We start from the raw sequence: 25354 nt of genomic DNA, 5'->3' as shown, positions 1-25354 counted from the left end.
CACCCACACCGCTTAACCGAGACCCCGCCATGAGTGACATTCACGCCCATAAGATCCTGATTCTCGACTTCGGCTCCCAGTACACCCAGCTGATCGCCCGCCGTGTGCGTGAGATCGGTGTATTCTCCGAAATCCGCGCCTTCGACATCACCGAAGAAGAAATTCGCGAATACAACCCTAATGGCATCATCCTGGCTGGTGGCCCGGAATCGGTGACCGAGTTGGATTCCCCGCGAGCACCGGCGTGCGTGTTCGAAATGGGCCTGCCGGTGTTTGGTATCTGCTACGGCATGCAGACCATGGCCGAGCAGCTTGGCGGCAAAGTTGAAGGCTCTAACCAGCGCGAATTTGGCTACGCCCAGATTCAAATCGACGGCGACACCCCGCTGTTCAAAGACATCAAGGACCACATCGATACCGATAGCGGCAAAGGCCTGCTAGACGTATGGATGAGCCACGGCGACAAGGTCTCCCAGGTACCTGACACCTTCACCGTGACCGCTTCCACACCGAGCTGCCCGATTGCCGCCATGGCCTGGGAAGAGAAGCAGTTCTACGGCGTACAGTTCCACCCGGAAGTGACCCACACTCTGCAAGGCCAGCGCATTCTTGAGCACTTCGTACTGGATATTTGCGGCGCTGAAAAACTCTGGACGCCTGCACAAATCATCGAAGACCAAGTACAGCGCGTACGCGAGCAAGTGGGCGACCGCCATGTACTACTCGGTCTTTCCGGTGGTGTCGACTCCTCAGTTGTAGCAGCGCTGCTGCACAAAGCCATTGGCGACCAGTTGACCTGCGTATTCGTCGATAACGGCCTGCTGCGCAAAAACGAAGGCGACCAAGTGATGGAAACCTTCGCCAAGCACATGGGCGTGAAGGTGATCCGTGTCGACGCCGAAGAGCTGTTCCTGGGCAAGCTGAAGGGCGAAAATGACCCGGAAGCCAAGCGCAAGATTATCGGCAACACCTTTATCGACGTGTTCGATGAAGAAGCCAGCAAAATCGACGGCGTCGACTTCCTGGCCCAGGGCACCATCTACCCGGACGTGATCGAATCCGCCGCCTCTAAAACCGGCAAAGCGCACGTGATCAAATCCCACCACAACGTTGGTGGCCTGCCGGAAACCATGAAGCTCAAGCTGGTCGAGCCGCTGCGCGAACTGTTTAAAGACGAAGTGCGCAAACTCGGCCTCGAACTCGGCCTGCCTTACGATATGGTCTACCGCCACCCGTTCCCTGGCCCCGGCCTAGGCGTGCGCATTCTGGGTGAAGTGAAGAAAGAGTACGCCGACATCCTGCGTGATGCCGATGCCATCTACATCGAAGAACTGCGCGCCGCCGGTTGGTACGAAAAAACCAGCCAAGCCTTCGCCGTGTTCCTACCGGTGAAATCGGTAGGTGTCGTTGGCGACGGCCGCCGCTACGAATGGGTCATCGCGCTACGCGCGGTCGAAACCATCGACTTCATGACCGCCCGCTGGGCGCACCTGCCCTACGAGCTGCTGGAGAAGGTCTCCAACCGGATTATCAATGAGTTGGAAGGGGTTTCTCGGGTGACTTATGATGTTAGCAGCAAGCCGCCTGCTACTATTGAGTGGGAGTGAGGCTTTCTTGAGAGCTTTGTTTGCAAAACCCGTCGAAAGACGGGTTTTTTTTATCATCAAACTGTTTGGTTGATATATGGCTACTTTGGCAGATTAATTTGTTGATTCAATTGTTTATTCAAAATTCACTTTCAATTCATGTTTAGTAGCAAGAGTAGCTCAGGGAATAGCCGCATGTTAGATTTATGAGTCGCTGAATCTGTCACATATTTTTTATGTTTAAGAGGCTGAAGCTAGCAGGCAAGAGTTCTATGTGCTATCGTCAATAACTAGTTATTTTTAGGATGGTCATCCTAAAGTATAAGGCTTGACTACGAGAATAACCAAATTATAGAGGATAAAAATAGGTCTCTCATATGGAACAGTAAAGGCCCAATATGCGCTATAAACAAGCTTGATGATGAAGTTTTAGTTCACTTTTCCATAGAATAAAATATTTATATTAACTACTCAAGAGCACAACACGTTGTTAGCTAAAGAATGAGAAATTGGCTTATATTGCAGACTCCTTGGAAAAGTGCAGAGGCCAGTGCAAATGCGCATTTATGAGTCAATCTATAAAAATAATCTACGTACTCGACATATGTTGATAAGTAAACTCATCTTTAGTTGGAATAAGGCACATGGTAGATAATCCTCTTGCAGATGCGCAGCGTGAGTCCGCAGGCGCTAGCACCTTCGGAAAATACAATTTTCAATTCCATTGGGCTTTATGCGAAGTAATCAAAAAGCATGAGCAGCAGAAAGAGTACGCTATTCTCATCGAGTATCATGAGGATGTAGTGATTGCGAATACCCTAGAAGCTGATAAAGCGACATTTGAGTTTTATCAGGTGAAAAACCAATCAGCAACGTTTACAGCGGATTCATTAACTAAACGCAAAAAAGGCGCTAAAAAAGCACTAAAGAGCTCGGTTCTAGGGAAACTGCTTGGTTCTTGTCTTAATAAACAATATGAAGATCGTATCACAACAATTGGCTTGGTTTCATCTGGCGGATTTAGTTTTAATTTGGAAAAAGAATTAAAGCTAGATGTTATCAAGATGGGGGATATTGCTGAAGATGAATTAGCAGTGCTGACTCAGAATATTCATAATGAGTTGGGTATAGTTGTACTGCCAGAGCATTTGCAGTTTATTATTCCCGAAATACAACTAAAAAATCAAGAAGACTATGTGCTATCAAATTTTGCACGACTCGTAGATAAGCTTTTTCCGGGAGCATTGTGTAATGCAGTTTCAATCTATCGGGCAGTAGTTGACGAAATGGGCCGAATTGGCCGTTTGGAGTATGACTACAAAGACTGGGCTAGGCTCATCGAAAAAAAATCTTTAACTTCGACAAGTATACATCAAGTTATTACGCTGCATTCGAATCATCCGTGTGTTGATGATATTAAAAATGACTTCGATGACTTGGTTAATGATCTGGGTTGGAGGTCTAATAGGAAACGTAATATTAAACGAAGATTGTCACTATTAGCTCTTCGAAGAGCAGGTTTCATGAGTGCATTAGATATTGATGTTGCTAATTCATTTTTAGTTTCTCATGGCAAAGTCAATGAAGATGACTTTTGTAGTGATGCGGAGTTCGTTGATGCTTTAGTGCAGCAGGCCATTAAAGATGGTCTGCTGAAAAACGTTAAAGATCAAGATGAACTTCTAATTGAGGTTATCTACTGCTTATTAAAGGCTGAGTAATGAAAAATAATTATAAGCTCTTGATTAGAAATCTTAGGGGTCAAAAAAATGAAAGGCTTGCAATTTCAACGACTAGTTCTATTGTCAGATTCGAAAAGACTTGCGAATCAGTTCGAATTTCCGAAGAGATTCAATCTCGTTACCGGAAACGATAATAGCATTGGTAAATCTACGCTTGTTAAGAGCTTATTTTGGGCAATTGGCTGTGATCCACACTTTGATCAAGAGTGGAAATCAAATGATGTAAAGGCCATTCTTTATTTTAAAATTAATAATTTCAATTATATCGTTAGCCGCTATCAAAATACCATATTTTTTGGAGAGCTAGGCGAGCCATTAAAAAAATATTCTAAAATTACTGGAGAATTTTCTCAAGATTTTGCAAAAGTTACAGGCTTTGACCTGCTTCTGGCAAACAAACAAGCTGGTCTAGATTGTCCCCCTCCTGCTTTTTACTTTCTAGCTTTCTATATTGATCAGAAAAAAAGCTGGAATGAACCCTGGAATGGATTTGAAAATCTTTCTCAATACAGTGGTTTTCGAAGAAATCTTATCAAATACTTTTGTGGTTACTTATCTCCTAAATATTTTGAAATTGAAGAGGAAGTCTATGAGCAAAAGGCTCAAGAGGATGCTGCCAATCAGAAGGTTAGCCGTATCGGCGCTGCAATAGAAATTCTTGCGGAGGTTGCACCCACAAAAACGATTGCGATCACTCAGTCGGAATTTGAAATAATTCAGTTAGAGATTGAAAGTGAGCTTAAAGAGTTCACAATCCAACAATTTAACCTATACGAGCAGCAGTCTTTATTGGCTAATGAAATACACGACTTAGAGCAGCAACATCTTATCACGGTTACGTCATCACAAGAGCTAAATAAAGACTATATATTTGCTGTAGAAAATGTTGCTTCTGATTTTTTAGAGTGTCCTCTGTGTGGAGTCCAACATGACAACTCTCTTATAAGTCGAGCAGGGCTTCTAGCTGATAAAGAAGCTCTTGAGCAACAAGCAAATGATATTAAAGATATTTTAAAAGATAAGTATGAATGTAGAGAGTTGTTGGTTGAAAAGCTTAATTCCGTATCGTATGAGATTGAGAGAATAAATGCTAAATACTTATCTCAATATGATGATGTAGAAAATGGTGATAAAGTAGATTTTGAGCAAGCTTTTTACGCTGTATCTCAAAAGAAAGTGAGTCAAAACGTCGCTAAAAATAAAGAAAGCTATCAATTAAAATCTAAGCTAGCCCAAGAGCAACAGAAGGGACTCAAAGCAGATCAGCGGAAGCTTCTAAAAAAGAAAGATAAAGATGATTTGAACGAACTTTTTATGGGTAATTTAATAGAAAATATCGAAAAAATATCTGCTAAAGGTGTGAACCTCCACGGTGTAAAGTCTCCCGTAGACTACAAAAAAATCCTTGGAGGAGGAGCGGCTGAAGGAACTCGTGGTACATTAGCATACCAACTCGCGATATTGCGCCAAATTGAATATGCCGGACATTGTGAATTAGCACCTTTTGTAATAGATACTCCTAATCAACAGGAGCAAGCAGAGCACAGATATAAGAAAGTCCTTGAGGTAATTAAAGAAAATGTTCCAAATGGATACCAAGTGATACTGTGTGCTATGGATAGTGATGTTTTGTCCTCGTACAAAAAAGATGCTCATGTTATTGAGTTGGATGGTAAGCGCTTATTGCAAAGCAAGTATTACGAAACCCTTCGCTATGAATACGAAGAAATAGTCTTAGCCACTAGCAGGTAATATCTATTATTTACTCTTTGGCATCCTTTCTTCGTTGATAGAAAGTGCTATGTGGTCAGCTTCGGTTGGAATTTGTGATCCAGTTGACCAGCCATCCTTTAATGTCTCCTCGCTCGCAGTTAGCCATCACTAGCCCATGAGCCGAATATAAATCATAATCGGCTCATAATATGATCTGAATAGGTGGGGCAATCGGCTCATGTATATCTGGGAACAGCGCAACTGGCCGCACTTTGAGTGGGATGAATCTGTTCTTCGGCCTACGTTGGATGCCTTGCGGTTACTGCAGGGCCGAGTGCTGGGTAAAACTGAGGCTGCGCCTGGGCAGGCGGACCTGGACGTGGAGATGGATGCGTTGATCCAGAATGCTATTCGTACCAGCGAAATTGAAGGTGAGCGCCTGGATGTTGGTTCCGTGAGGTCTTCCGTTGCTCGCCAGCTAGGTTTAGAGCAGGCTGGTGTCTCTGCTAGAACAACACCTGAATCTGAAGCGCTGGTCGAGCTATTGCTGCAATCCACGCATCAATTGGGTGAGCCGCTTTCCCGCGAACAGTTGTGCCTCTGGCAATCCATGCTTTTTGTGCAAGGCCCCGGCGTGCTTGGCAATGTACGAGTAGGCGAGCTGCGTGGGGATCACCCCATGCAAGTGGTGTCGGGGCGTCTTGATCAACCTAATGTGCATTTTGAAGCTCCGCCCCGTGGGCAGTTGGAGGCTGAGCTGGATGCCTTTATTACTTGGTTCAACCAGCCGCCTCAGGGGCTTGATGGGCTGGTTCGCGCTGGCATAACCCATCTATGGTTGATTACCTTGCACCCCTTTGATGATGGCAATGGGCGCGTCACTCGTGCAGTCACCGACCGGGCGCTTGCGCAAGCAGAGCGTCAATCCGTCCGGTTCTATTCCTTGAGCGCGGCCATTATGTCGCGCCGCAATGCTTACTACGATCATCTCGAAAGCGCTCAGAAAGGCAGCCTCGATATTACGCCGTGGTTGTTGTGGTTTCTGGATACGCTGAAAGAGGCACTCGAGCAGGCGCTGTTAAGAATCGACCGTGTGTTAATGAAAACCACCTTCTGGCAGCACCATGCCACCACCGTGCTGAACGAACGGCAAATCAAGGTGCTGAACCGCTTATTGGATACAGCAGAGGAAGAGTTTGAGCAGGGCATCAATGCTCGTAAGTACCAATCGTTGGCCAAAGTGAGTAAAGCCACCGCAACGCGGGATTTGGCCGAGCTGCTGGAAAAAGGCTGCCTTTCCAAGCTTCCCGGCGGTGGGCGCAGTACGCGCTATACGGTGTTACTTAGGCAAGCTTATGAAGGCACGCAGTAAGTAGTGGACTTTGTCAGTGAGGCCATATCGCTTGCAATGAAAATCGACCTATAGCAAGTGAATGCTTTTGCCTCAAGGCACTTTGAAGGTAACTCACCCGCTGTATGCTTTACTATCTGCACCTGTTATTCACGGAGGAAGCATTCATGGCCATAGGTGGTTTGATAGGATTACTGGATGACATTGCCGCATTGGCGAAGTTGACCGCAGCATCACTGGATGATGTGAGTGCCGCCGCTGGGCGTGCAACGGCGAAGGCGGCCGGGGTGGTGGTGGATGATACGGCGGTGACGCCGCAATACTTGCAGGGGGTGACCGCGGAGCGTGAGCTGGCGATTGTGAAGCAGATCGCGCTGGGGTCTATCCGCAACAAGCTGATTTTTATCCTGCCGGTAGCGCTGCTGCTGAATTACTTTTTGCCCGCGCTCTTGCCGATCATCCTGATGGTGGGCGGCACCTACTTGGCCTTTGAAGGCGCGGAAAAGGTCTGGCATAAGCTATCCGGTAAGCATGACGACGATAAACCAGCGGTAGAGAAGGGGCCGGAAGCCGAGAAAAAGATCGTGAGTGGTGCCGTTCGCACCGACCTGATTCTATCTGCTGAAATTATGGTGATCGCGCTGGCCACGGTCTCCCATCAGGGGTTCTGGTCACAGATGGCTAGCCTGGTGGTGGTCGCGTTTGTCATCACACTTCTGGTGTATGGCGTGGTGGCGCTGTTGGTCAAGATGGATGATATCGGCCTGAAACTTGCCCAGCGGAATAATTCGGGAATTCAGGCCCTGGGCCGCAGTCTGGTGACTGCTATGCCCAAAGTGCTAGCGACCATCTCGGTGGTGGGCACCGTCGCCATGCTCTGGGTAGGTGGGCATATTCTGATGGCCAACCTGGGCGCCGATGGCACGGGTTGGTTCAACGCGCCCTATGCGTGGGTACACCATGTGGAGCATGGCATTGCTGAGGCAACCGGTGCCTTGGGCGGTTTGCTGGGCTGGAGTTTCAATACGCTGTGTTCTGCGGTGGTTGGCTTGCTGGTGGGCTCAGTAGTGGTGGGTGTGTTGCACCTTATGCCGGCTAACAAGACACACGTCGACTAGGCGCTCGCCATCATGATCGGCACGCTCGAAGTAACACTCGAAGTGAGAAAGCTACCGATGGTGGTGGGCGAGATAACGGTTCAGGCCATTCATTTTGGAACGAATGGCCTGAAAAGATAAGCAGTGCTTCAGGGAGAGTTGCCGCAAACCTGCATTGGCGTTAGGGCTGATTGAGTCAATCTACCTCTGCTGTTTATATCGCGCTAGTCCTATAAGCATAGCGAGTGTCATCGCTGCCATGCCGCCAGTATAGGCGATAAGTGGCCAAGCGCTGCTTCCATCAATTGCTATCACTGCCCCTGTGCCTATCACACCGACGATAAGACTCTGAACGCAGAAGTGCAGGGCAACAGCAGTACCTGCCATCTCGCTGAATTCATGAAGCGCACCATTGGCTGTCACCGATGTTGTGAACACGATGCCGACCGCAACCAGCCACATGGGTAACACGAAAGACCAGATGCTGGGTGCCAGGAATATCTCGCCCACCCCAAGTAAGGTCGTGCTGAAAAGTAGCATTAGCATGCCACGGGTTACGCAGCCAGGGATTCCCCAGCGTGCCACGAAGCGCTTGGCGAAGCGCGTTGTACCGATCATCACGACAGCTACCGTGGCAAAGGCAACGCTAAAACCCAGTTCAGAGAAGTCGGCCCCTCCGATGAGTACCCGTGGTGCGGTAGAAAAAAACACAAAAAACGAGCCCATTGCAGTGCCAAAAGCCAGCGTATAAACCCAGAAGTAAGGGTTCCTAAGCACTACGCTAAAATCGGCTCTGCTGGAGTGTTCTCTGCTTTGTCGTGTCTCATGCCATTTCGGTAATACGAAGGGAAGTGCTATGAGTGCTGAGATACAGAGAGCAAGAAATATGGCTTCCCAGCCGAAATAACGCGCAATTATGGCTCCTGCAATGGGGCCGAGCGCGGGAACGAAAGCCAACATCGCGTTCATTAAGCTGTAGATGACCGCACTTTCGGGGGTATCCGCATAAACGTCGCGCACCGTTGCGAAAACGGCCACTAGCATCGCAGCCGCCCCAGCAGCCTGTACTAGTCGTAGGAAAACGAAAAGCCAAGCTGACGTGGTAACCGCGAGTGCCAATGAAGTTACCGCGAATACGAAGACCCCGCCAATCAGAATCGGGCGCCGACCAAAGCGGTCTGAAAGCGGCCCGAAAAATAATCTGACCGACACCAAGCATAATCATGTACAGAGTAAGCGTTAGCTGAACTACCTCGGGCGTTGTGCCGAGAATCGCTGGCATAGCGGGCACAATCGGCAGGTAAATATCCATGCCGAGCGACGCTAAAATATTAAAAGGAGCCAGTAAAACCAGCGCTACCGGAAGGCTGTAAGTCCACAGCCGGGGATGTTTAATAGGCACGATAAAATCTCCGCGCAAATAAGATGATTTGGCGGCGGCCTACATGTAAGGAAGTGGTTTAAGCAGGCTGCCGCAACAACGAGAAAGCAGTGTTGCTGCGGCTTAGTGGTCTGACTTTTTTGAATCCATATATCGGTGCTTCATGACTGGCTTAACGACATTAACAGCTTAACAGGAATAAGCAGCGCAGGGCTATTTCATCCTTGAGCCGAATAAAAAGCCTATTCGGCTCAATTTGTGATTCGAATATATCATTTTAAGGCGCCGTCCTCTTTTAACGCCGCCCGGACGAAAGCGCTGGGAGATTGGCCGAGCACCTTGCGAAACATGTTGGAGAAAGCGGCCGGGCTGTCGTAGCCGAGCTCCAGCGCGGTTTGGGTAACGGAACTGCCGGAGAGCAGCCTGGGAATAGCCGCCATCAGGCAGGCCTGTTGGCGCCATACGCCAAAGGAGAGCTCGGTCTGCTGACGGAACAAGCGGCTGAAGGTGCGCTGACTGCAATGCAACTGTCGGGCCCATTCGTCAGGCAGCGTGTGAATGTTTGGCTGGCTGAGAAACGCTCTGCACAGGTTGGCGAGTGGAAGGTCGTGGGGCAGGGGCGCAAACAGTGGCAGGGCCTGAGCCTGCTCCAGTTCGTATAGAAGTAGTTGAGCCAGGGCACCGTCGCGGCCGTTTTCGTCATAGCGCGCGGGGATGTGGGCGGAAGCCAGCAGTAGGTGGTGCAGGAGAGGCGTTACGACCAGCACCTCGCAGCTGGGCGAAGCGCGTGGCGCGACGTGGGGCTCGATATACAGGCTTCGGGTGCTCACCCCATTCATGCGCACCTGATGGCGCTTGCCCGCAGGCAGCCAGACGCCGCTATAAGGCGGCACCATCCAGGTGCCGTCATCCGTATTGACTTCCATCACGCCGCTCATGCCATAGAGAAACTGGGCACGCCGATGGGTATGAAAATCGAGGAGGGTGCCGGGGCGGTAGTCAGTACCGATGGCCACGATGGGCCGTGCCACATGATCCACGTCTGACAGGGGCGTATTGAGCATTAGCGTTAACCTGGCTGAAACGCATTGATGGTTGTCCGAATGACGAATGTCGGCCAATTCTCGCCAGCATATAGTGCCTGCTGTTTCGTTTCATCAGGAGAGTGCCGGTGTATAGCGTATTGCTTCTTTGTGGCGGGTTGGCCGGAGTGACCACCGTGTTGTTCGGTTTCGGCGGTGGGTTTGTCGTGGTTCCTTTGCTGTATACCCTGCTGATTGCCCTCCATGGGCTGGATAGTGGCATCGGTCAGGCGGCCATGCATATCGCGGTGGCTACCTCGACGGCGTTGATGGTATTTGCTGCTTCGCTGTCCACATGGCGTCATCATCAACGGCAGACTGTGCAGTGGCATCTGGTGCGTCCGCTAGTGGGCTATATCGCCATGGGGGCTGTGCTGGGCGCGGCGGCGGCCGTGTCGTTAAGTGGCGAGTGGGTGCGCTGGGCGTTTATCGGCTATTTGGGTCTCACGATTGCGGATGCCGTTCTGCGGCCCGGTTTTCTGCATCAGGCGGAGAGCGACGTGCATCCTATGGGGCGTGGGGTAACAGCGATGACAGGGACATTGATTGGTGCGGTGGCCGCCTTGTTGGGTGTTGGTGGCAGTGTGATGACCGTTCCGCTTATGCGCCGGAGAGGCGCGAGCATGACGGCAGCCACCGCCATGGCCAATCCCCTATCGTTGCCCATGGCGGTGAGTGGCACCGCGACGTATGTGTTGCTGTCGTCAAATCACCCTGCGCTGGGGGACTGGTATGCCGGTTATGTGGATCTGCGCGCCTTGCTGGTACTCGCCGTGGGCTCATGGCTCGGTATCCGCCTGGCGTCGACCTGGATCGGGCGAATTCCTGACCGTATTCATGCCAGGGTATACCTGCTACTGCTAACCATGGTGCTGGTGGTGATGGTTTTTGTGCGTTGAAGCGTCTAATTTTGCTTGGCAGAATCATGGTAATTTTTAACTGTATGTATGAACAGTTTTTGTGGTAATGTTTACTTAATCTCTGATTGCGAGCGCGTTTGACTCTCTTTTTTAGTATGGAAAGGTGACTACTGTCGTATTGAGTGCTGCTTGCTTGGGAGGTGCTTGTTTTGAAGAAATAAGGCGTTTGATGTAAACCTGGGAGGCAGTACTCATGAATGATCAGAAAATACAGATATTTACCAGCGAAGATGGGCAATCACACCTCGAGGTAACGCTGGAACAAGAGACCGTTTGGTTAAGCCAGGCGCAGATGGGGGGCTTGTTCGCAACTACGCCCGAAAACGTTCTCATGCACCTACAGAATATTTTTAAAGACGATGAATTGAGTGAGCAGGCAACTACTAAGGATTTCTTAGTAGTTCGCCAAGAGGGTAAACGGCAGGTTCGACGCAGCATCAAGCATTACAATCTGGATGCTATTATTTCCGTTGGGTATCGGGTCAGTTCCAAGCGTGCCACCCAGTTTCGTAGATGGGCCACTCAGGTTCTTAAAGACCATTTGGTTCAAGGCTACACCCTTAACCAACGCCGCCTAACTGAGCGTGGCATAGAGTTTGAGCAGGCGGTGAGTTTGCTCAGCCGAACCCTGACCAATCAAGGCTTGGTTTCAACCGAAGGCGAAGCGGTTGCCCGTGTGATTAGCGATTACGCCCGCTCCTGGAGTTTGCTACAGGGCTACGATGAGCAGCAGTTGGCGGAAGTGGGTATCAAACAGCCGGGTATGCAGCCTTTAGGGTTGGAAGAGGCACTTCAGGCCATCGGTGAGTTGAAACAGACCCTGATTGGCAAGGGGGAGGCCACCGAGCTATTCGGTCAGTTGCGGGGTGACGGTCTGACGTCCGCCCTGGTCACTATTGAGCAAGGCTTTGGGGATGAGCTTTTTTACCCTAACGTCGCCACTCGCGCCGCGCACCTGCTTTACTTTGTGATCAAGAATCACCCTCTGGCCGATGGCAACAAACGCTGCGGCTCGTTTCTATTCTTGTGGTACCTGCGCCGCAACGCCGCGTTGCTGGCAAAGCCAGTAGAGCAACTGATTAATGACAATACCCTAGTGGCCCTGGCCCTATTGGTGGCAGAAAGCCTACCGGATCAGAAAACGTTGATGATTCGGCTGATCGAACATTTCATCTTGTTGCGATAGCTGTACCCCTCGCTGGCGACCGCAGGGGCTTTGCCCATTAAGCCTCTTCTATTCCATCCACTAGAAAAACGCGATAGTCGGCACCCTGGAAACGGTGTTTGCGGGCTTCCTGATAGGCGGGGCTTTCGTACCAGGCGCGGGCGGCGGTCATGTCGGGGAAGCGTAGAATCACCGCACCTTCCATGGCGCTTCCTTCTAGCACCTCAACATCACCATAAAAGGCGAGTGGTTGTGGGTCGTGGCCTTCGCGGGCGGCTTTGGCCTTTTCGCTGTAGCGCTTCATTTCTTCGTTGTCGTGAGTGTGTTCACGGGTTAGGACGATGTAGGCGGGCATTCGGCTCTCCTCGTGGGTATTAAATGCGCTATGCAATCATACCTGTTGTTGGTTGGGCGCTGTCCACTTACTCTCAAACCCCTGCTCTCATAACCTTACTCTCGAACCCCAGCTCCTAAAGCCCCATTAGCAAGCCACCAACCTATTCGATTGCCTTGATAGCAACTGTCGGTATCATATTGTGGGTGTTGTCCATCATTACGCCCCTTTACCGCGAGCTTCTATGACCCAATCTAAAACGCCGTTCATTGTGGTGCTGAGCTTGGCATTGACCATGATGCTGGGCCCGTTTTCCATGGATACGTACCTGCCAGCTTTTCCGGTTATTGGCGAATCGCTGGGAGTTTCTCAGCAGGCGGTGTCGCTGAGCGTTTCAGTGTATGTCTTCGCGATGGCGTTTGGTCAGTTAATCGGCGGTGCGCTTTCAGACCGATTCGGGCGCCAGCGGGTGTTGATGAGCGGCCTGGCGATTTTTGCGCTTTCAAGCATTGTCATTGGTATCGCGGATTCTCTGAACACGCTGCTCGTCGGGCGGGCAGTTCAGGCTCTTGGCGCCGGTTTTACTCTGGTATCTGTGCCGGCGCTGGTGCGCGACCGGGTGGCGGGCCGCGACGCCGCGAAACTGTTTTCGATGATGGGCTTTATCATGGTGTTGGCGCCTGGCATTGCGCCGAGCGTGGGCAGCGCGATTCTGGCGCTGGGTTCCTGGCACTATATCTTTTTCGCTTTGGCGATATACGCGGTACTGCTGGTGCCGTTGTTGGTGCGGGTGCTTTTTACCGGTACGGGCAAGGTGTCTCGAGCGAAAAGCCCTAAGATGAGCCTGCTGGCGCGTTACAAAATGGTACTGTCGACAAAGCCGGCCCTGCCGTTCATCGTTTGGCAGGCTGCCTCATTTTCTACTCTGATGATGTTTATCACCTATGCATCATTTATCTATCAGGGGCATTTCGGTAAATCTCCATCAGCCTTTTCAATGCTGTTTGCGGCGAATATCGTCGCGATGCTTATCTTCAATATTCTCAATCGAGTGTTGCTTTCCAGGCTATCGTCACTGCGTATCCTGCAGCTGGCAACGGGCTGTCAGGGTGTTGGAATACTGTTATTGGTGGTGGCTGCCTTTATGGAGTGGCCGCTGTACGCCTTCCTGCCCGCCATGATGCTGACCATCGGTGCGGTAGGGGCGATCTCGCCGAATATTCAGGCCTGCTTTTTGGAGTACTTTCCCACCAGTGGCGGGACGGCCGCAGCGCTTTTGGGCGCCGCCCAGTTCGGTGTTGCCGGGCTGCTGAGCGCATTGTCTGCCATGTTGCCGCATACGCTTGAAGCGGTCATCCTGGCCATGGCCGCCTGTGGCTCGGTGGCGTACCTGATGCTTGCCCGTTCTATCATCAAAGGGCGGGCCGCTGTTGAGGCGGACTAGGCCAGGCCCTACTCACTTGTTGCTAAAATACCCTTGCCAAAAGCCACGTGTTATCCAAAACATAATGATCCATGACGATAGAAAAGGCTGGCTGTAATGAATATTGATCTTTACCAGGTAGATGCGTTTGCCTCTAAGCCGTTTGAAGGTAACCCTGCGGCGGTTTGCCCGCTGGAAACGTGGTTGGATGATGCGTTGTTGCAGGCAATCGCCACGGAGAACAACCTCTCTGAAACCGCCTTTTTTGTGCCGACTGAGTCTGGCTATCACCTGCGCTGGTTTACCCCTTCAGTGGAAGTGGATTTGTGTGGTCATGCCACGCTGGCGGCGGCGTGGGTGATCTTTAATGTGCTGGGCGATAGCGCTGAAACACTGCAGTTCGAGACCCGCAGTGGGCAGCTTTTAGTGCAGCGTGACGGCAACGAACTGGCGATGGACTTTCCCGCAAAGATAGTCGAACCCTTGGCGATGGAAACTGAGGTAAAGGCAGGGTTAGGGATTAACGAGATCGAAGCGCTGCTGATATCTGACGATATCGTAGTGGTGGTTAACGATGCTCAGTTGATTGAATCGCTAGCACCGGACATGCAGCAATTGAAGCGCCTTCCAGGGCGCGGCATTGTCGTTACTGCGAAAGGCAGCGATGTAGATTTTGTCTCTCGTTGGTTCGGCCCCAAAGTCGGTGTGGAAGAAGACCCCGTTACTGGCTCGGCGCATACCTCGCTTGCGCCTTATTGGGCGAAAAAGTTGGGTAAACAGCAGCTTACAGCACGCCAGGGTGGAGCCCGAAAAGGTGCGCTGAGCTGTGAGATAGAAGGCGACCGCGTGATTATCAAAGGCCGCGTTGCGCCTTACTTGAAAGGGGTAATTACGCTGCCATCGCAGTGACAGGACAGGCCAGGCCAGGCCAGGCCAGGCCAGGGCTGGTGCAGTCGATAATCCGCTAATGAGAATTAGCGGAATCGTCAGCCGGGATAAAGGTCGCAGGCTCTGCCACTGGAGGTAGCTGCTTGTTTTCCAGAGTTGCCAAGGCAATCTTGTAACAATCCTCAATATGGCTGTTGCCCATGTACTTCATGGCGGTAAAGCTAATAGTGCCTGCTACGGCGCTGCCAATAAAGGGAACAAACTTAGTAACCCCTTTGGCGGCGACTTTAACGCCCATCTTATTCAGCAGCGTTATGATTAACTTCTTGGTGATGTATTTTCCGGCTAACTTGCTTCCCGTATTGGAAATGGCGGTCATCACAAAGAGTTTGGTTTCGGTATCTAGGCTTTCGATTTGTTCAGGCGATAACCCAAACTGAGCGTTAATTTTGGGAATTATGCGCATCAAGATAGCCACGTCAGAGCCGATATCCAGCCCAGGTATGGGAATGATAGCGGTGCCCGCCGAAATCCCTGCGCTTTTGGTCACCATCGAATAGCATGACTTTTTAATGGCATCGAGTTGTTCCCTTGTCTCAATCATGCGGTGTTCCTTTTTTACGATACTGAACTGCGATATTGCAGGGGGCAGCCTTTACGCCGTTACTTCTCCGCATCCCCGCTCGGTGCAGGTGGGTTGGTGGTCATACAGCGTTTGAATGATCTGACAGTTAGCCGCCTTGCCGCCTCGGCATTGGTGAACCACTTGGCGCAGTTCGCCTGCCAGTGCTTGTAAGGCAGCGATGCGTTCTTCTAAGTGCTCTAGATGACGGCTGGCAATATTATCGGCGGCGGTGCAGTCGGTGTCGGGGTTGTCGGAAAGTGCTAACAACTCCTGGATACTGTGCAGATCTAACCCCAGGCTACGACCATGGCGAATAAAGCCAATGCGTTCTAATGCCGCTTGATCATAAGACCGGTAGCCTTGCTCTCCTCGCTGTGGCGGTGCCAGTAATCCCAGCTTTTCATAATGGCGAATGCTTTCCGGCGAGCATCCGGTTTGGCTGGCAACTTCCCCGATACGATAGTAGCGTTTCATAAGCTTGACCCTGTAACGATTACAGGGTTTAGGCTAGTCGTTATTCTCTTGACTAACAAGCAGGTAACCGACGATGAGTTTGATCAATGAGCTGTTGAGTATTGCGTTAAGCGCCGCACCTTGGCTGCTGCTGGGGTTGGTGATTGCGGGATTAATTAAGGCTTTAATGCCGGAACACTTATTACAGCGTTGGATGGGTGGCCGCGGGCTGGGTAGCATTACCCGGGCGGCGGTGATTGGTATGCCGTTGCCGCTGTGTTCGTGTGGGGCGATTCCCACCGCGCTGGCGTTGCATCGGGGTGGGGCGGGCCGTGGGCCAACCACGTCTTTCCTGATTAGCACACCTGGCGTTGGGGTGGATTCAATGCTCATCACCAGTGTGCTGTTAGGCCCCTTAATGGCGCTGGCGCGAGTGTTGGGAGCCTTGGTAACTGCGATAGTAACGGGCATTTTAGTGGGCTTTACCGGCCAAGCAGCGCTGCCGAAAAGCACCCCTGTTAGCAGTTGCTGTGCATCAAAAGGCTGTGACGCTGACAGCGCTAACGCACATGCCACTGAGTCGACGGGGGTAATTGCAGGATTGAAGTATGCCTTCAGTGATTTATTGGATGACATCAGTAGCTGGATGTTTGCCGGTTTATTGTTGGCGGGGGTGCTGGTTACCTTTGTGCCGCCAGAAACTCTGGTAGGTTTTTCGGGTGGTTTGTTGGCGCTAATCCTTATGGCGGTCATCGGCATTCCCTTGTATATCTGTGCTACTGCAGCCACCCCCGTTGCTGCTGGTTTACTATTGGCGGGCATTTCACCGGGAATGGCGTTAGTCTTTCTGCTTGCTGGTCCTGTAACGAGCCTAGCCACCCTGGCTATTCTGCGGCGTGAGTTTGGAAACCAAGCGTTAGCGGTTTATCTCGTCAGCATTCTGCTGGTGACGGTGTTGATCGGCTGGGTGTTTGATAAAGGGCTAGCAATGACGGGATGGGATCCGGTTCAGCAGGCCAGCCAAGTTCAGGAGCTGCTACCTGCATCTGTCGAGTGGTTGGCTTTAGGCGCATTAGTCCTGTTCTCTATTCGTCCTATACGTAAGCGGTTGTTGGGGTTTTAGATCGCTGCATTCACTAATAAGTTTTTTGAAGAAATGATCATAAATAGAGCTGAGCTTTACCGGCAGTTAGCCTTAGAAACGCACCTGCGGCAGGGGTTGTCGACCATTAATAGAGTCATCTGCGTGCTGATTTTGCTGGCATCGCTGGTGGCTATTTTGGAAACGGAGCCAATGCTGCGGGCGCTTTCACCACGCCTTTTTCCTACCTTAGAAACTGTGTTTGTGGTGATCTTTATCGGTGAGTATTTATTGCGTCTGTATGTTGTCGGTGAAGATCCTCGTTACCGCGGGATAAAAGGCCGGTTGCGCTATGTGTTTTCGTTTTGGGCCATGGTGGATTTACTGGCGATTTTGCCTTACTTCCTGGGATTTATGGTTCAAAACAACGGCTTCTTACTACGCATGTTGCGTTTGGGGTTAATGCTGCGGCTAACCCGTTTAGGTAGATTCAGCCAGGCTTGGGCTGCACTGGCAGAGGCGCTGAAGTCTCGTTCTCATGAGCTGTGGCTGAGTGCGGGTTTGGCGATGCTATTGCTGCTACTTTCCTCTTTCTGCCTTTATTTGGCGGAAGCCTCAGCTCAACCGGATGCTTTTGGCAGCGTGCCCCGTGTGCTGTGGTGGAGTGTTACTACGCTGACGACGGTAGGGTATGGCGATATGGTTCCTATCACTGGGTTAGGTAAGTTTTTTGCGGGATTGACGGCGGTGGCGGGCATCGGGATTATCGCGATGCCCACGGGGATTTTAGCGGCGGCATTAAGTGATGCGTTTCAGAAAAATCGCTAGTCTCAGGTGGGAAGTCAACCGCTGAGGCCTGTTAGGTGTTATTCCCACGACGAGTGGGGCGTTATGTCGTGGGAGACGTGTTACTAAAACATCCAGGTCGCGCCTAGTAATGGGCCACTCATCGATACATCAACGCGGGTGCCGTTTTCATCGCGGTCTACTGCCAAGTGCCGAAAGCCTGCTGAAAGGTGAAAAGCATCATTTACCTGGTAATTCGCGGTGGCGACCGCTTGCCATGTGCTACTGGCACCTATGCCGAAGCCGCCCCCATCAACATGTACTAACGTTGACCACTTAGGTGTCCACGTTGAACGCAGTCGGGCAGCTAAAAGCGGATCGACCCAGCGTTCAGTGTGACTGGCACTAACGCCTAAGGCGGGCACGCTCACGTCAGCTTCTATTCGCCAAGCCCGTGCACCCGCTAATAGATCTAGGTATTGGGTCGGGGTGTTGAGCACTTGATAGCCTGCTGCTGCAGTTATCGAACGCTGACGTAGGTTGCCTTCTATCGCAACGCCGGGTAGCAGCGTGCTCTCATGGCTCAGTGATGCCCAGGTAACATCTCCAAACAATACCCAGCGGTCTTTACGGGCGCTGCCGGCCATAAAAAAAGCACCTTCTAGGTCACTCAATACATCACTAAAAGAGCGTGAGGTGCTGATAGTCGGGGCGTTGGAGAGTGGCCGCACGTCGCCAGCCAGCCCTACCATCCACACATAGGGGGTTAGCTGGAAACGCCAAGAGTCATCTTGTGCGTGGGTATTGGCAGCGAAGCCAGCAGCCAAAAAGCCAACTGAGGCAATAAGTAAGCGGGCGTTGGGCATCATCATTGTCCTTATGAGGGTGTCCTAATGAGGGTGTCTTTATGTTAGCCGTGCCGTTTAACTTTTACCGACATATGTTCACCGACTCAAGCGGTAGCGCAACTTTGGCAGTGTGCGAGCGACGGGCGGCAAACGGGTTGCCATGACTAACGTGGCAATGGCGGCATACATGGCCCACTCTTGCATGTCGGCGCGCACCACCCAAAAGAAGTGCAGCAGTACTAGCCCTAAAATAACGTAGGCAAATTTGTGTAACGGCTTCCAGCGTTTGCCTAAACGGCGCATTGACCAGCGGTTAGAGGTAGCACCCAATACGGCAAGGCCGATCAGTGCGATCATGCCGACAATGATGTAGGGCCGTTTGACCAGCTCGCTACCCAACAGTGCCCAGTTAAGCCCTAGAATAAACAGCGCGTAGCTGAGCATGTGCAGGGTGGCGTAGGCGAGTGTCCATAGACCAAGCTGACGACGGATCAATGCAAAGCCTTTCCAGCGGGTGAGCTTGGTGAGCGGCGTAAGGCTTAGCGTGAGGAGTAGCATCCATAGCCCGCCAATGCCGATGTTCAGCAGCAGGTAATTGCCTGGTTCGGGGCCTGCGGCGTTAATCGCTACCTGCCAGCCCCAGAACACCAGCGGCGCGAGCGCCGCCAGGAAAACGCCTATCCGCCACAGTAACCATACCCGTGGCGCAGCCATTAGTAGTGCTTCCTTAAATCCATACCAGCATATAGCTCGGCAACCTCGTCGGCATAGCCGTTGAACATCTGGGTATCAATGGTATTAGCGTTGAACAGGCTGTTGGGAAGCCGCCGCTCGGTGGCTTGGCTCCAGCGTGGGTGGTCAACTTGTGGGTTAACGTTGGCGTAGAAACCATACTCATCGGCGGCGATTCGTTGCCAGGAGTTGACTGGCTGCTCTTCCACCAGTGAGATACGCACAATCGATTTAATGCTTTTGAAGCCATACTTCCAGGGCACCACCAGCCGCAAGGGTGCGCCGTTTTGGTTGGGCAGTTCACGGCCATACATGCCCATGGCGAGCAGTGTTAGCGGGTTCATAGCCTCGTCTAGGCGTAAACCTTCCACGTAAGGCCAGTCGATTATTGAGAACGAAGAGCGCTGGCCACGCATTTGTTCTGGGTCCACCAGGGTTTCAAAGCGCACGTACTTGGCTTTGCTAGTGGGGTCGGCACGTCGAATCACCTCCGCAAGGGGGATGCCAAGCCAGGGAATGACCATCGACCACGCCTCTACGCAGCGCAGTCGGTAAATGCGCTCTTCAAACTGCGAAGGCTTAGCGAAGTCTTCTAGGGCAAAGCGCCCGCCGTTATTTACTTCACCATCGACCACCACGCTCCAGGGCTGGGTTTCCAGGCTGCCTGCATGGCGGGCGGGGTCGCGTTTATCGGTGCCAAACTCAAAAAAGTTGTTGTAGCCGCTGGCATCGTCAAAGGGGGCGATTTTATCTTTATCAGGGTCGCTGGGGGTGATGGCTCGCCATTGGGTGTCACTGATTTTTTCCTTCAGCCAGGCTGGGGCATCGCCTTCCGGCACATCAGAATAATCTTCGTTGGCGCGGACGTGGCCGGAGAGGGCAAGCCCCGCGCCTAGGCCCGCCATGCCGCCCATAAAGCGCCGTCGGGAGAGGTAAATAGATTCCGGTGTTACATCGGATTCGTGTAAATCACTCGGTTTGGCAATCTTTATAAGCATGTGGTGTCTCCACTCGCTACGGGGAAAGGGTGATAAATACTGTGACCAGTTTGCATGAGAGTTATCACAACCAACTCCCTAGGTTATTACGTATTTATAACGTTGGAGGGCGAGGGGGCGGTGGGTAACCGTATGCAGAACGATGCTCCGCCACTGGTTAGGTTTTCGACACCGATATCACCGCCCTGAAGCGTCATGATTCTGCGCGCAATAGCCAGCCCTAGCCCAGCATGGCCAGCGCCACTAGAGGTTTCGCCACGATAAAACGGGTCAAATATATGCGGCAGGTCCTGTTCCGCAATACCTGGGCCGCTGTCTTGTATGCAAACCTGTGGTTCTCCATTCGTTTGACTAAGCACAACGTTGATGTGGCCGCCAGCGGGACTGTAGGCAATGGCGTTGCTGATTAGGTTGTCCAGCACGCGTTCGGTCATCGCTAGGTCGGCATACGCGGTTGGTAATGCTGGGTTGCCACTTAACGTTAGCGCCAAGTGGCTGTCGCGTGCAGCTTGGTCGTGTTTCTGCACCACGTCATGGACCAGCTCCGCTAGCGGGAAGGGTTCTGGCACGGGCTGTTTCTCTCTTGCCTCAAGTGCAGCAAGCTCGAAGAGCTCATCCACTAAGCGGCTTAACCGACGGCCCTCTTTGAGTGCAATGTCGAGAAAGCGATCCTGTTCTTGGGGGCTGAGACGATCACGCCTTAATTTCAGGCTTTCGATATAGCCTTGCATGGAGGCTAGTGGAGTACGCAGATCGTGGGATACCTGGGCGATCAAACGACGGCGCTGGGCATCTTTTTCTGTCAGTTGTTCGATCTGGGTGGCAATTCGATGGGCCATGTCGTCAAAGGTAGCGTCCAGATAATCGATCTCATCGCGCACCACAGACTGTTTGTCGTGCCATCTGTTGTCGAGTTGGGGCTGGCTCATGTCGCTGTTCTCGAACGCTTCTACTCGGCGTGTTAATGATCTCAGGCGGCGGGTAAGCAGGCGAAAAATGGTTAGCCCTGCGAGCATCGCCACGGTTAGGCTGACCAGCAACGCCCAGGCGCTCATTTCCAGTAGTTTGCCACCACGGGCCATGGTTTCCGCTGCGTCGTACTCTTCACCCCGCAATACCACATAAAGGTACCCTTCGGGGTTGTCTGCTGTTGGCACCGGGGTAACGGAAAAGACTTTCTGCCGATCGTGACTGCGGGGGTCATCGCCAAGTATCGGATAAAGGCTCATGTCATCCATCAGCCTGCGTATAGGAGCCATCGAGACTTGCTTGCGTTTAATCTTCGCTGGGTCTGCTGAATAAGACAGAATGGTGCCATCCAGTCCTAGCAGGTAGATCTCGATGCTGGGATTAATGGCCATGTAGAGTGCGAACAGTTCTTCTAGAGCGCTACTATCCAGTTGTCCGTTGCTGACCAGATTTCTGTCTGATACTAGATTTTTGGCCAGATTCTGGTGTAACGCCTGATTGACCGAAGCGTTGTATTCACGCAGCGAATAGAGGCTGATGAAGGTATATAGCAGGCCGACGGCGAGCAATAACAGAAACAAGCCAAAGGCTAGCCGAGTATAGAGTGTTTTCAGCATAACTTATTCGCGGAAGCGATAGCCCACCCCCCAAACGGTTTGGATAAAGGCCGGGTCAGCGGGATCTGCTTCGATCTTGCCCCGTAAGCGGTTGATATGGGTATTGACGGTATGCTCATAACCTTCGTGGCTGTAGCCCCACACGGTATCAAGCAGTTGGGCACGGCTAAATACTCGCCCGGGATGCGTGGCAAAATGCCAAAGCAGGTCAAATTCCCTAGCGGTGAGTTCGACTGGTTGATCCTTTATAAACACCCGCCGACGCAGCGGATCAATGCGCAGCCCATCGGTGATTAATTCTTGCTGGCTGGGTTGCGTGACGGTGGCAGATGCCATGGCATCTACGCGTCGGAATAAGGCTTTCACCCTTGCCGATAGTTCAGCCACACTGAAGGGCTTAGTGAGGTAATCATCCGCCCCCATTTCCAGGCCCAGCACTCGATCCAGCTCAGTGCTTTTAGCGGTAAGCATCAGTACCGGAACGTAACCTGGGCCGGAGCGGATTTCGCGGCAAATCGATAGCCCGTCTAAGCCGGGCAGCATCAGGTCGAGAACTACAAGGTCGATGCCCCCTTCACGAAAACGTTCAAGCCCGGTATCACCCCGCTCACAAAGAATAGGGTTCATGCCAAGCTCGGCCACATGCATGCGGACGAGCTCACCGATACCCGGGTTATCCTCAATAATCAGTACGTTTCGTGTCATAGGTCGTCGCATTATCTTCTTTTGTGCTTTTGCCTTATGGCTCTAGGCGCTTGGATGCTGGTGATATTTTCCTACTCATTGGTCGGAAGATTCGAGACTATCTTCGATGTACACCATTACGGGGGTGTCACGGAGTGATATAGAGTGTATCGCGCAAAGTTCACAAATGTGTCACGGGGACTCTAACGATAGGGCGATGTCTGCATTAACGCCTCCCCTTATTTCAATAAGTGTGTTTCAGCAAGGAGAGCGCCCATGGCTACTACACGCCGTAAACTCATGTCGTTAATCGAGCAGGGAGTGATACCTCCTGAACAAGTGCCGTTAGCGGTTAAAGTGGCGGGACTACACCCGTCGGCCCACGCCTGGGCGCTGTTGATTGACCGGCTGCTGCTGTGGCTGGGTGGCCTGGCACTGGCCTGCGCGGTGCTGTTCTTCGTGGCTTTCAATTGGTCGGACATGGGCCGCCTGCCGCACTTTGCGTTAGTGCAGGCCGCGCTGGTGTTGTCGGCAGGCATTGCGGTGTGGGGCAGCGCGAACGTGATGCTTTTTCGCGTAGCGTTAACTGCGGCGTTTCTGTTGATAGGCGTACTACTGGCGCTGGTGGGACAGGTTTACCAAACTGGCGCAGACCCATGGCAGCTGTTTTTCCTCTGGTCTCTGCTCACTTTGCCGTTGGTATGGGCAGCACGCTTTGATGCACTTTGGGTAGCGTGGATAGGGCTTTTGAACCTATCCGTGTGGCTATATAGCAGCACCTGGGGCGGTATTTTAGGCAGCGTGTTCTTTACTGATAACGCCGCTTTATGGGGGCTGGTGCTGATCAACTTAGCGGCTCAAGTCGTCTGGGAGTGGGGCGCGCAGCGCCGAGGTTGGCCGGGGCGTTGGGCAATTTGTTTGTTGGCGCTGGGTAGCGGCGTGCCGCTAACACTGTTGATGATGGCGTGGGTGAGTGGGGAAACGCATGCGTTGACACCGATTGTGGCGGTTTACCCCGTGTGGTTGGCAGTGCTGTATGGCGTTTATCGTCAGTGGCGGCTTGAGCTATTTATGTTGGCAGGGGGCTGCGTCTCGCTGATTGCGGTAGTCACATTGCTGCTCGCACGCTACGTACTATGGGAAGGCCAATGGAATGAAGGCGGCTTGCTGTTGCTGGCAGGTGCGGTCTTTGCCATGGGGGCGGCAGCGGTGATGTGGCTGAAGCGATTAAACGCGGAGGAGGCGTCATGAGTCAGTCTATGAGTACGTTAAAGCAGCGATTAACTCAGGCGGGCATTGCGCTAAATGAGCCTTCATCAACAGCGCCGCTGGAATCACCTTGGTTCGTGCGGGTTCTGCAGGCGTTTTCCGGCTGGTTAGCTGCGCTGTTTTTGTTGGGCTTTATTGCCACGGCAGTGGTATTTGTACTGGAAAGCTCAGTGGCTTCTCTTGTTGTAGGCAGCCTGTTGATTGGCGGGGCATTTGCACTACTACGCGCAGCGCGAAGCGATGTGTTGGAGCACATGGCGCTGGCGTTTAGTTTAGCTGGGCAATTATTAGTGGCCTGGCCAGCGGTCGAAATGTGGGGTATTTCCGCAAGCCTATGGTGGGTACTGCTGGCGCTACAGTGCGCGCTGGCGCTGATCATGCCGAGCCAGGTTCACCGTAGTATGTCGGCGTTTTTAGCAAGCCTAGCGTTAACGATGGCGCTGGCAGTCAATGGACTGGCACCGGTGGCGATTGGTTTGGTGGTGCTGGTGCTTACACTGCTCTGGTTGAATGAATGTCGTTGGCCAGGGCGCATAGGGGCGGTTCAGGCATGGGGAGCTGGCCTGTTAGTAGGGTTATTGGTGCTTCAAGGGCAGGCATACTCTAACCAGCTTGCTTGGCTTTACGATTCAGGGGCTCAGTGGTTTGGCCCATGGCTCGCCAGTTGGCTGAGCACTGCTTTGGTGGCGTTGGCCTTAGTGTGCGTTATCCTTCAGGCATTTCGTCAGCATTCTCAGCCTGCCATTGCGCAACGCTTGGCGATTTACGGCGCAGTCGCGCTAGTGACGGTGGTATCAGTTTATATGCCGGGGCTTGGCGCCGGGGTTACCGTACTACTGCTCGGATTTACGATTGGCCATCGGGTGCTGATGGGAAGCGGTATTTTGTTACTACTGATGGCGGCTAGCAGTTACTACTACTGGCTGGACGTGACGCTGTTGATGAAATCACTCATGTTGCTGGCAATGGGGGCGTTACTGTTATCCATTCGCTGGTTATTGAAGCGTTGGTGGCTAAACCAGTGGCTAACAGTGCATAAGCCCGCGCCGCTAGGAGATACCAATGAGCAGTAACGTGACGCGACACCGCTGGTTAGTAATTGCCGCCACTGTCGTTGTGCTAGCGGTGGTTAACTGGACTATTTGGCAGAAAGAGCATCATCTGGCCGAAGGTGAGATTGTTTATTTGGAGCTTGCCCCGGTTGATCCGCGCTCGTTAATGCAGGGCGACTACATGGCGCTAAACTTTGCGTTGGCTAACCGTATTCGCATGCAGCGCGCAATGGATCGCCACGAAGAGGCGGGTGGAAATGCCATGCAAACGGCAGCCAATGACAGCGTGGTGGTTCGTTTGGATGACGCATCAATCGCACACTTCCAGCGCTTGGATGATGGCACGCCGCTAGGTGACGACGAAAGGCGTTTACGTTATCGGCTGCGCAATGGGGACGTGCGCTTTGCTACGGATGCGTTTTTCTTTCAGGAAGGACACGCCGAGCGTTTTGAGCCCGCCCGCTACGGCCAGTTCCGAGTCAACGAGCACGGCGAGCTACTGCTAGTGGCGCTATACGATGAATCGCTAAACCGCTTGGGAGAGATGGAAAGGTGATG

At 52.2% G+C, this 25354-nt stretch carries 23 protein-coding genes and 1 pseudogene; 14 read left to right on the top strand and 10 right to left on the bottom strand.

Annotated features, from left to right (window positions below):
• The first annotated feature begins 29 nt into the window (after nt 1-29).
• The 5 genes from guaA (at nt 30) to JFC11_RS01555 (ending at nt 7510) form a co-directional block, all read left to right on the top strand.
• Nucleotides 30-1607: a glutamine-hydrolyzing GMP synthase gene (guaA, locus tag JFC11_RS01575; RefSeq protein ID WP_120387289.1), complete on the top strand. Its 1578-nt coding sequence runs from the start codon at nt 30-32 to the stop codon at nt 1605-1607.
• Between the two features lie 623 nt (nt 1608-2230).
• Entirely contained in the window at nt 2231-3307 is a 1077-nt protein-coding gene (locus JFC11_RS01570; RefSeq protein ID WP_198348573.1) for a DUF4297 domain-containing protein, read from the top strand.
• Between the two features lie 48 nt (nt 3308-3355).
• Nucleotides 3356-5080 carry a synaptonemal complex protein 1 gene (locus JFC11_RS01565; protein WP_198348572.1) on the top strand — a complete coding sequence of 575 codons (1725 nt, stop codon included), beginning with the start codon at nt 3356-3358 and terminating at the stop codon, nt 5078-5080.
• 199 nt (nt 5081-5279) lie between these two features.
• On the top strand, nt 5280-6413 hold the full coding sequence (locus JFC11_RS01560) for a Fic family protein (protein WP_198348571.1): 1134 nt from the start codon (nt 5280-5282) through the stop codon (nt 6411-6413).
• Nucleotides 6414-6559: 146 nt separating this feature from the next.
• Complete coding sequence (locus JFC11_RS01555; RefSeq protein WP_198348570.1) at nt 6560-7510, top strand: DUF808 domain-containing protein; 951 nt, start codon at nt 6560-6562, stop codon at nt 7508-7510.
• A 180-nt stretch (nt 7511-7690) separates the two neighbouring features.
• Here the strand turns inward: JFC11_RS01555 and cml are convergent.
• Together cml and JFC11_RS01545 are read right to left on the bottom strand one after the other, a co-directional pair.
• A pseudogene (cml, locus tag JFC11_RS01550) lies at nt 7691-8885 on the bottom strand (CmlA/FloR family chloramphenicol efflux MFS transporter).
• A gap of 257 nt (nt 8886-9142) precedes the next feature.
• The gene (locus JFC11_RS01545; RefSeq protein WP_198348569.1) at nt 9143-9934 is read right to left on the bottom strand and encodes an AraC family transcriptional regulator; all 792 of its coding nucleotides are present in this window, start codon (nt 9932-9934) and stop codon (nt 9143-9145) included.
• A gap of 107 nt (nt 9935-10041) precedes the next feature.
• Between JFC11_RS01545 and JFC11_RS01540 the strand changes: the two genes are divergently transcribed.
• Together JFC11_RS01540 and JFC11_RS01535 are read left to right on the top strand one after the other, a co-directional pair.
• Entirely contained in the window at nt 10042-10851 is an 810-nt protein-coding gene (locus JFC11_RS01540; RefSeq protein ID WP_198348568.1) for a sulfite exporter TauE/SafE family protein, read from the top strand.
• A 214-nt stretch (nt 10852-11065) separates the two neighbouring features.
• Nucleotides 11066-12058 carry a virulence RhuM family protein/type II toxin-antitoxin system death-on-curing family toxin gene (locus JFC11_RS01535; protein WP_095602613.1) on the top strand — a complete coding sequence of 331 codons (993 nt, stop codon included), beginning with the start codon at nt 11066-11068 and terminating at the stop codon, nt 12056-12058.
• Nucleotides 12059-12095: 37 nt separating this feature from the next.
• Here the strand turns inward: JFC11_RS01535 and JFC11_RS01530 are convergent, their stop codons facing one another.
• Complete coding sequence (locus JFC11_RS01530) at nt 12096-12392, bottom strand: DUF1330 domain-containing protein (protein WP_198348567.1); 297 nt, start codon at nt 12390-12392, stop codon at nt 12096-12098.
• A gap of 223 nt (nt 12393-12615) precedes the next feature.
• Between JFC11_RS01530 and JFC11_RS01525 the strand changes: the two genes are divergently transcribed.
• Nucleotides 12616-13815 carry a multidrug effflux MFS transporter gene (locus JFC11_RS01525; protein WP_198348566.1) on the top strand — a complete coding sequence of 400 codons (1200 nt, stop codon included), beginning with the start codon at nt 12616-12618 and terminating at the stop codon, nt 13813-13815.
• A gap of 96 nt (nt 13816-13911) precedes the next feature.
• Entirely contained in the window at nt 13912-14703 is a 792-nt protein-coding gene (locus tag JFC11_RS01520) for a PhzF family phenazine biosynthesis protein (protein ID WP_198348565.1), read from the top strand.
• A gap of 55 nt (nt 14704-14758) precedes the next feature.
• Here the strand turns inward: JFC11_RS01520 and JFC11_RS01515 are convergent, their stop codons facing one another.
• A complete protein-coding gene (locus tag JFC11_RS01515) occupies nt 14759-15286 on the bottom strand; it encodes a hypothetical protein (protein WP_038481829.1) in 528 nt (175 codons plus the stop codon).
• A gap of 51 nt (nt 15287-15337) precedes the next feature.
• The gene (locus JFC11_RS01510) at nt 15338-15781 is read right to left on the bottom strand and encodes a MerR family transcriptional regulator (RefSeq protein WP_038481832.1); all 444 of its coding nucleotides are present in this window, start codon (nt 15779-15781) and stop codon (nt 15338-15340) included.
• 73 nt (nt 15782-15854) lie between these two features.
• Here JFC11_RS01510 and JFC11_RS01505 point away from each other — a divergent pair, with 73 nt between their 5' ends.
• Together JFC11_RS01505 and JFC11_RS01500 are read left to right on the top strand one after the other, a co-directional pair.
• Complete coding sequence (locus JFC11_RS01505) at nt 15855-16883, top strand: SO_0444 family Cu/Zn efflux transporter (RefSeq protein WP_198348564.1); 1029 nt, start codon at nt 15855-15857, stop codon at nt 16881-16883.
• A 33-nt stretch (nt 16884-16916) separates the two neighbouring features.
• Nucleotides 16917-17669, top strand: coding sequence for a potassium channel family protein (locus JFC11_RS01500; RefSeq protein ID WP_038481838.1), 753 nt, complete (start codon nt 16917-16919; stop codon nt 17667-17669).
• 83 nt (nt 17670-17752) lie between these two features.
• Here the strand turns inward: JFC11_RS01500 and JFC11_RS01495 are convergent, their stop codons facing one another.
• The 5 genes from JFC11_RS01495 to JFC11_RS01475 form a co-directional block, all read right to left on the bottom strand.
• On the bottom strand, nt 17753-18493 hold the full coding sequence (locus tag JFC11_RS01495) for a hypothetical protein (RefSeq protein ID WP_198348563.1): 741 nt from the start codon (nt 18491-18493) through the stop codon (nt 17753-17755).
• Between the two features lie 78 nt (nt 18494-18571).
• On the bottom strand, nt 18572-19189 hold the full coding sequence (gene msrQ / locus JFC11_RS01490) for a protein-methionine-sulfoxide reductase heme-binding subunit MsrQ (RefSeq protein ID WP_038481844.1): 618 nt from the start codon (nt 19187-19189) through the stop codon (nt 18572-18574).
• Nucleotides 19189-20205 (bottom strand): protein-methionine-sulfoxide reductase catalytic subunit MsrP, encoded by a 1017-nt coding sequence (gene msrP, locus JFC11_RS01485; RefSeq protein WP_095602608.1) that lies wholly within the window; start codon nt 20203-20205, stop codon nt 19189-19191. Before msrP ends, msrQ begins: the two co-directional genes overlap by 1 nt.
• Before the next feature lie 86 nt (nt 20206-20291).
• The gene (locus JFC11_RS01480; RefSeq protein WP_198348562.1) at nt 20292-21791 is read right to left on the bottom strand and encodes a sensor histidine kinase; all 1500 of its coding nucleotides are present in this window, start codon (nt 21789-21791) and stop codon (nt 20292-20294) included.
• 3 nt (nt 21792-21794) lie between these two features.
• Nucleotides 21795-22496 (bottom strand): response regulator transcription factor, encoded by a 702-nt coding sequence (locus tag JFC11_RS01475; RefSeq protein ID WP_198348561.1) that lies wholly within the window; start codon nt 22494-22496, stop codon nt 21795-21797.
• Nucleotides 22497-22751: 255 nt separating this feature from the next.
• On the opposite strand from JFC11_RS01475, the gene JFC11_RS01470 reads away from it, so the two are divergent.
• Genes JFC11_RS01470 through JFC11_RS01460 form a run of 3 tightly spaced genes read left to right on the top strand, consistent with a single transcriptional unit; the run spans nt 22752 to nt 25352 of the window.
• Nucleotides 22752-23726 (top strand): DUF2157 domain-containing protein, encoded by a 975-nt coding sequence (locus JFC11_RS01470; protein WP_198348560.1) that lies wholly within the window; start codon nt 22752-22754, stop codon nt 23724-23726.
• A complete protein-coding gene (locus JFC11_RS01465; RefSeq protein ID WP_198348559.1) occupies nt 23723-24817 on the top strand; it encodes a DUF4401 domain-containing protein in 1095 nt (364 codons plus the stop codon). Before JFC11_RS01470 ends, JFC11_RS01465 begins: the two co-directional genes overlap by 4 nt.
• Nucleotides 24807-25352 (top strand): GDYXXLXY domain-containing protein, encoded by a 546-nt coding sequence (locus JFC11_RS01460; RefSeq protein ID WP_198348558.1) that lies wholly within the window; start codon nt 24807-24809, stop codon nt 25350-25352. Before JFC11_RS01465 ends, JFC11_RS01460 begins: the two co-directional genes overlap by 11 nt.
• Nucleotides 25353-25354 lie beyond the last annotated feature (2 nt).

This window comes from Vreelandella alkaliphila (genome assembly GCF_016107625.1).
GTDB classification, from domain to species: Bacteria; Pseudomonadota; Gammaproteobacteria; order Pseudomonadales; family Halomonadaceae; genus Vreelandella; species Vreelandella alkaliphila.
The sequence above is the reverse complement of the archived record's forward strand: the minus strand, read 5'-3'. Positions and strand labels throughout refer to the sequence as shown.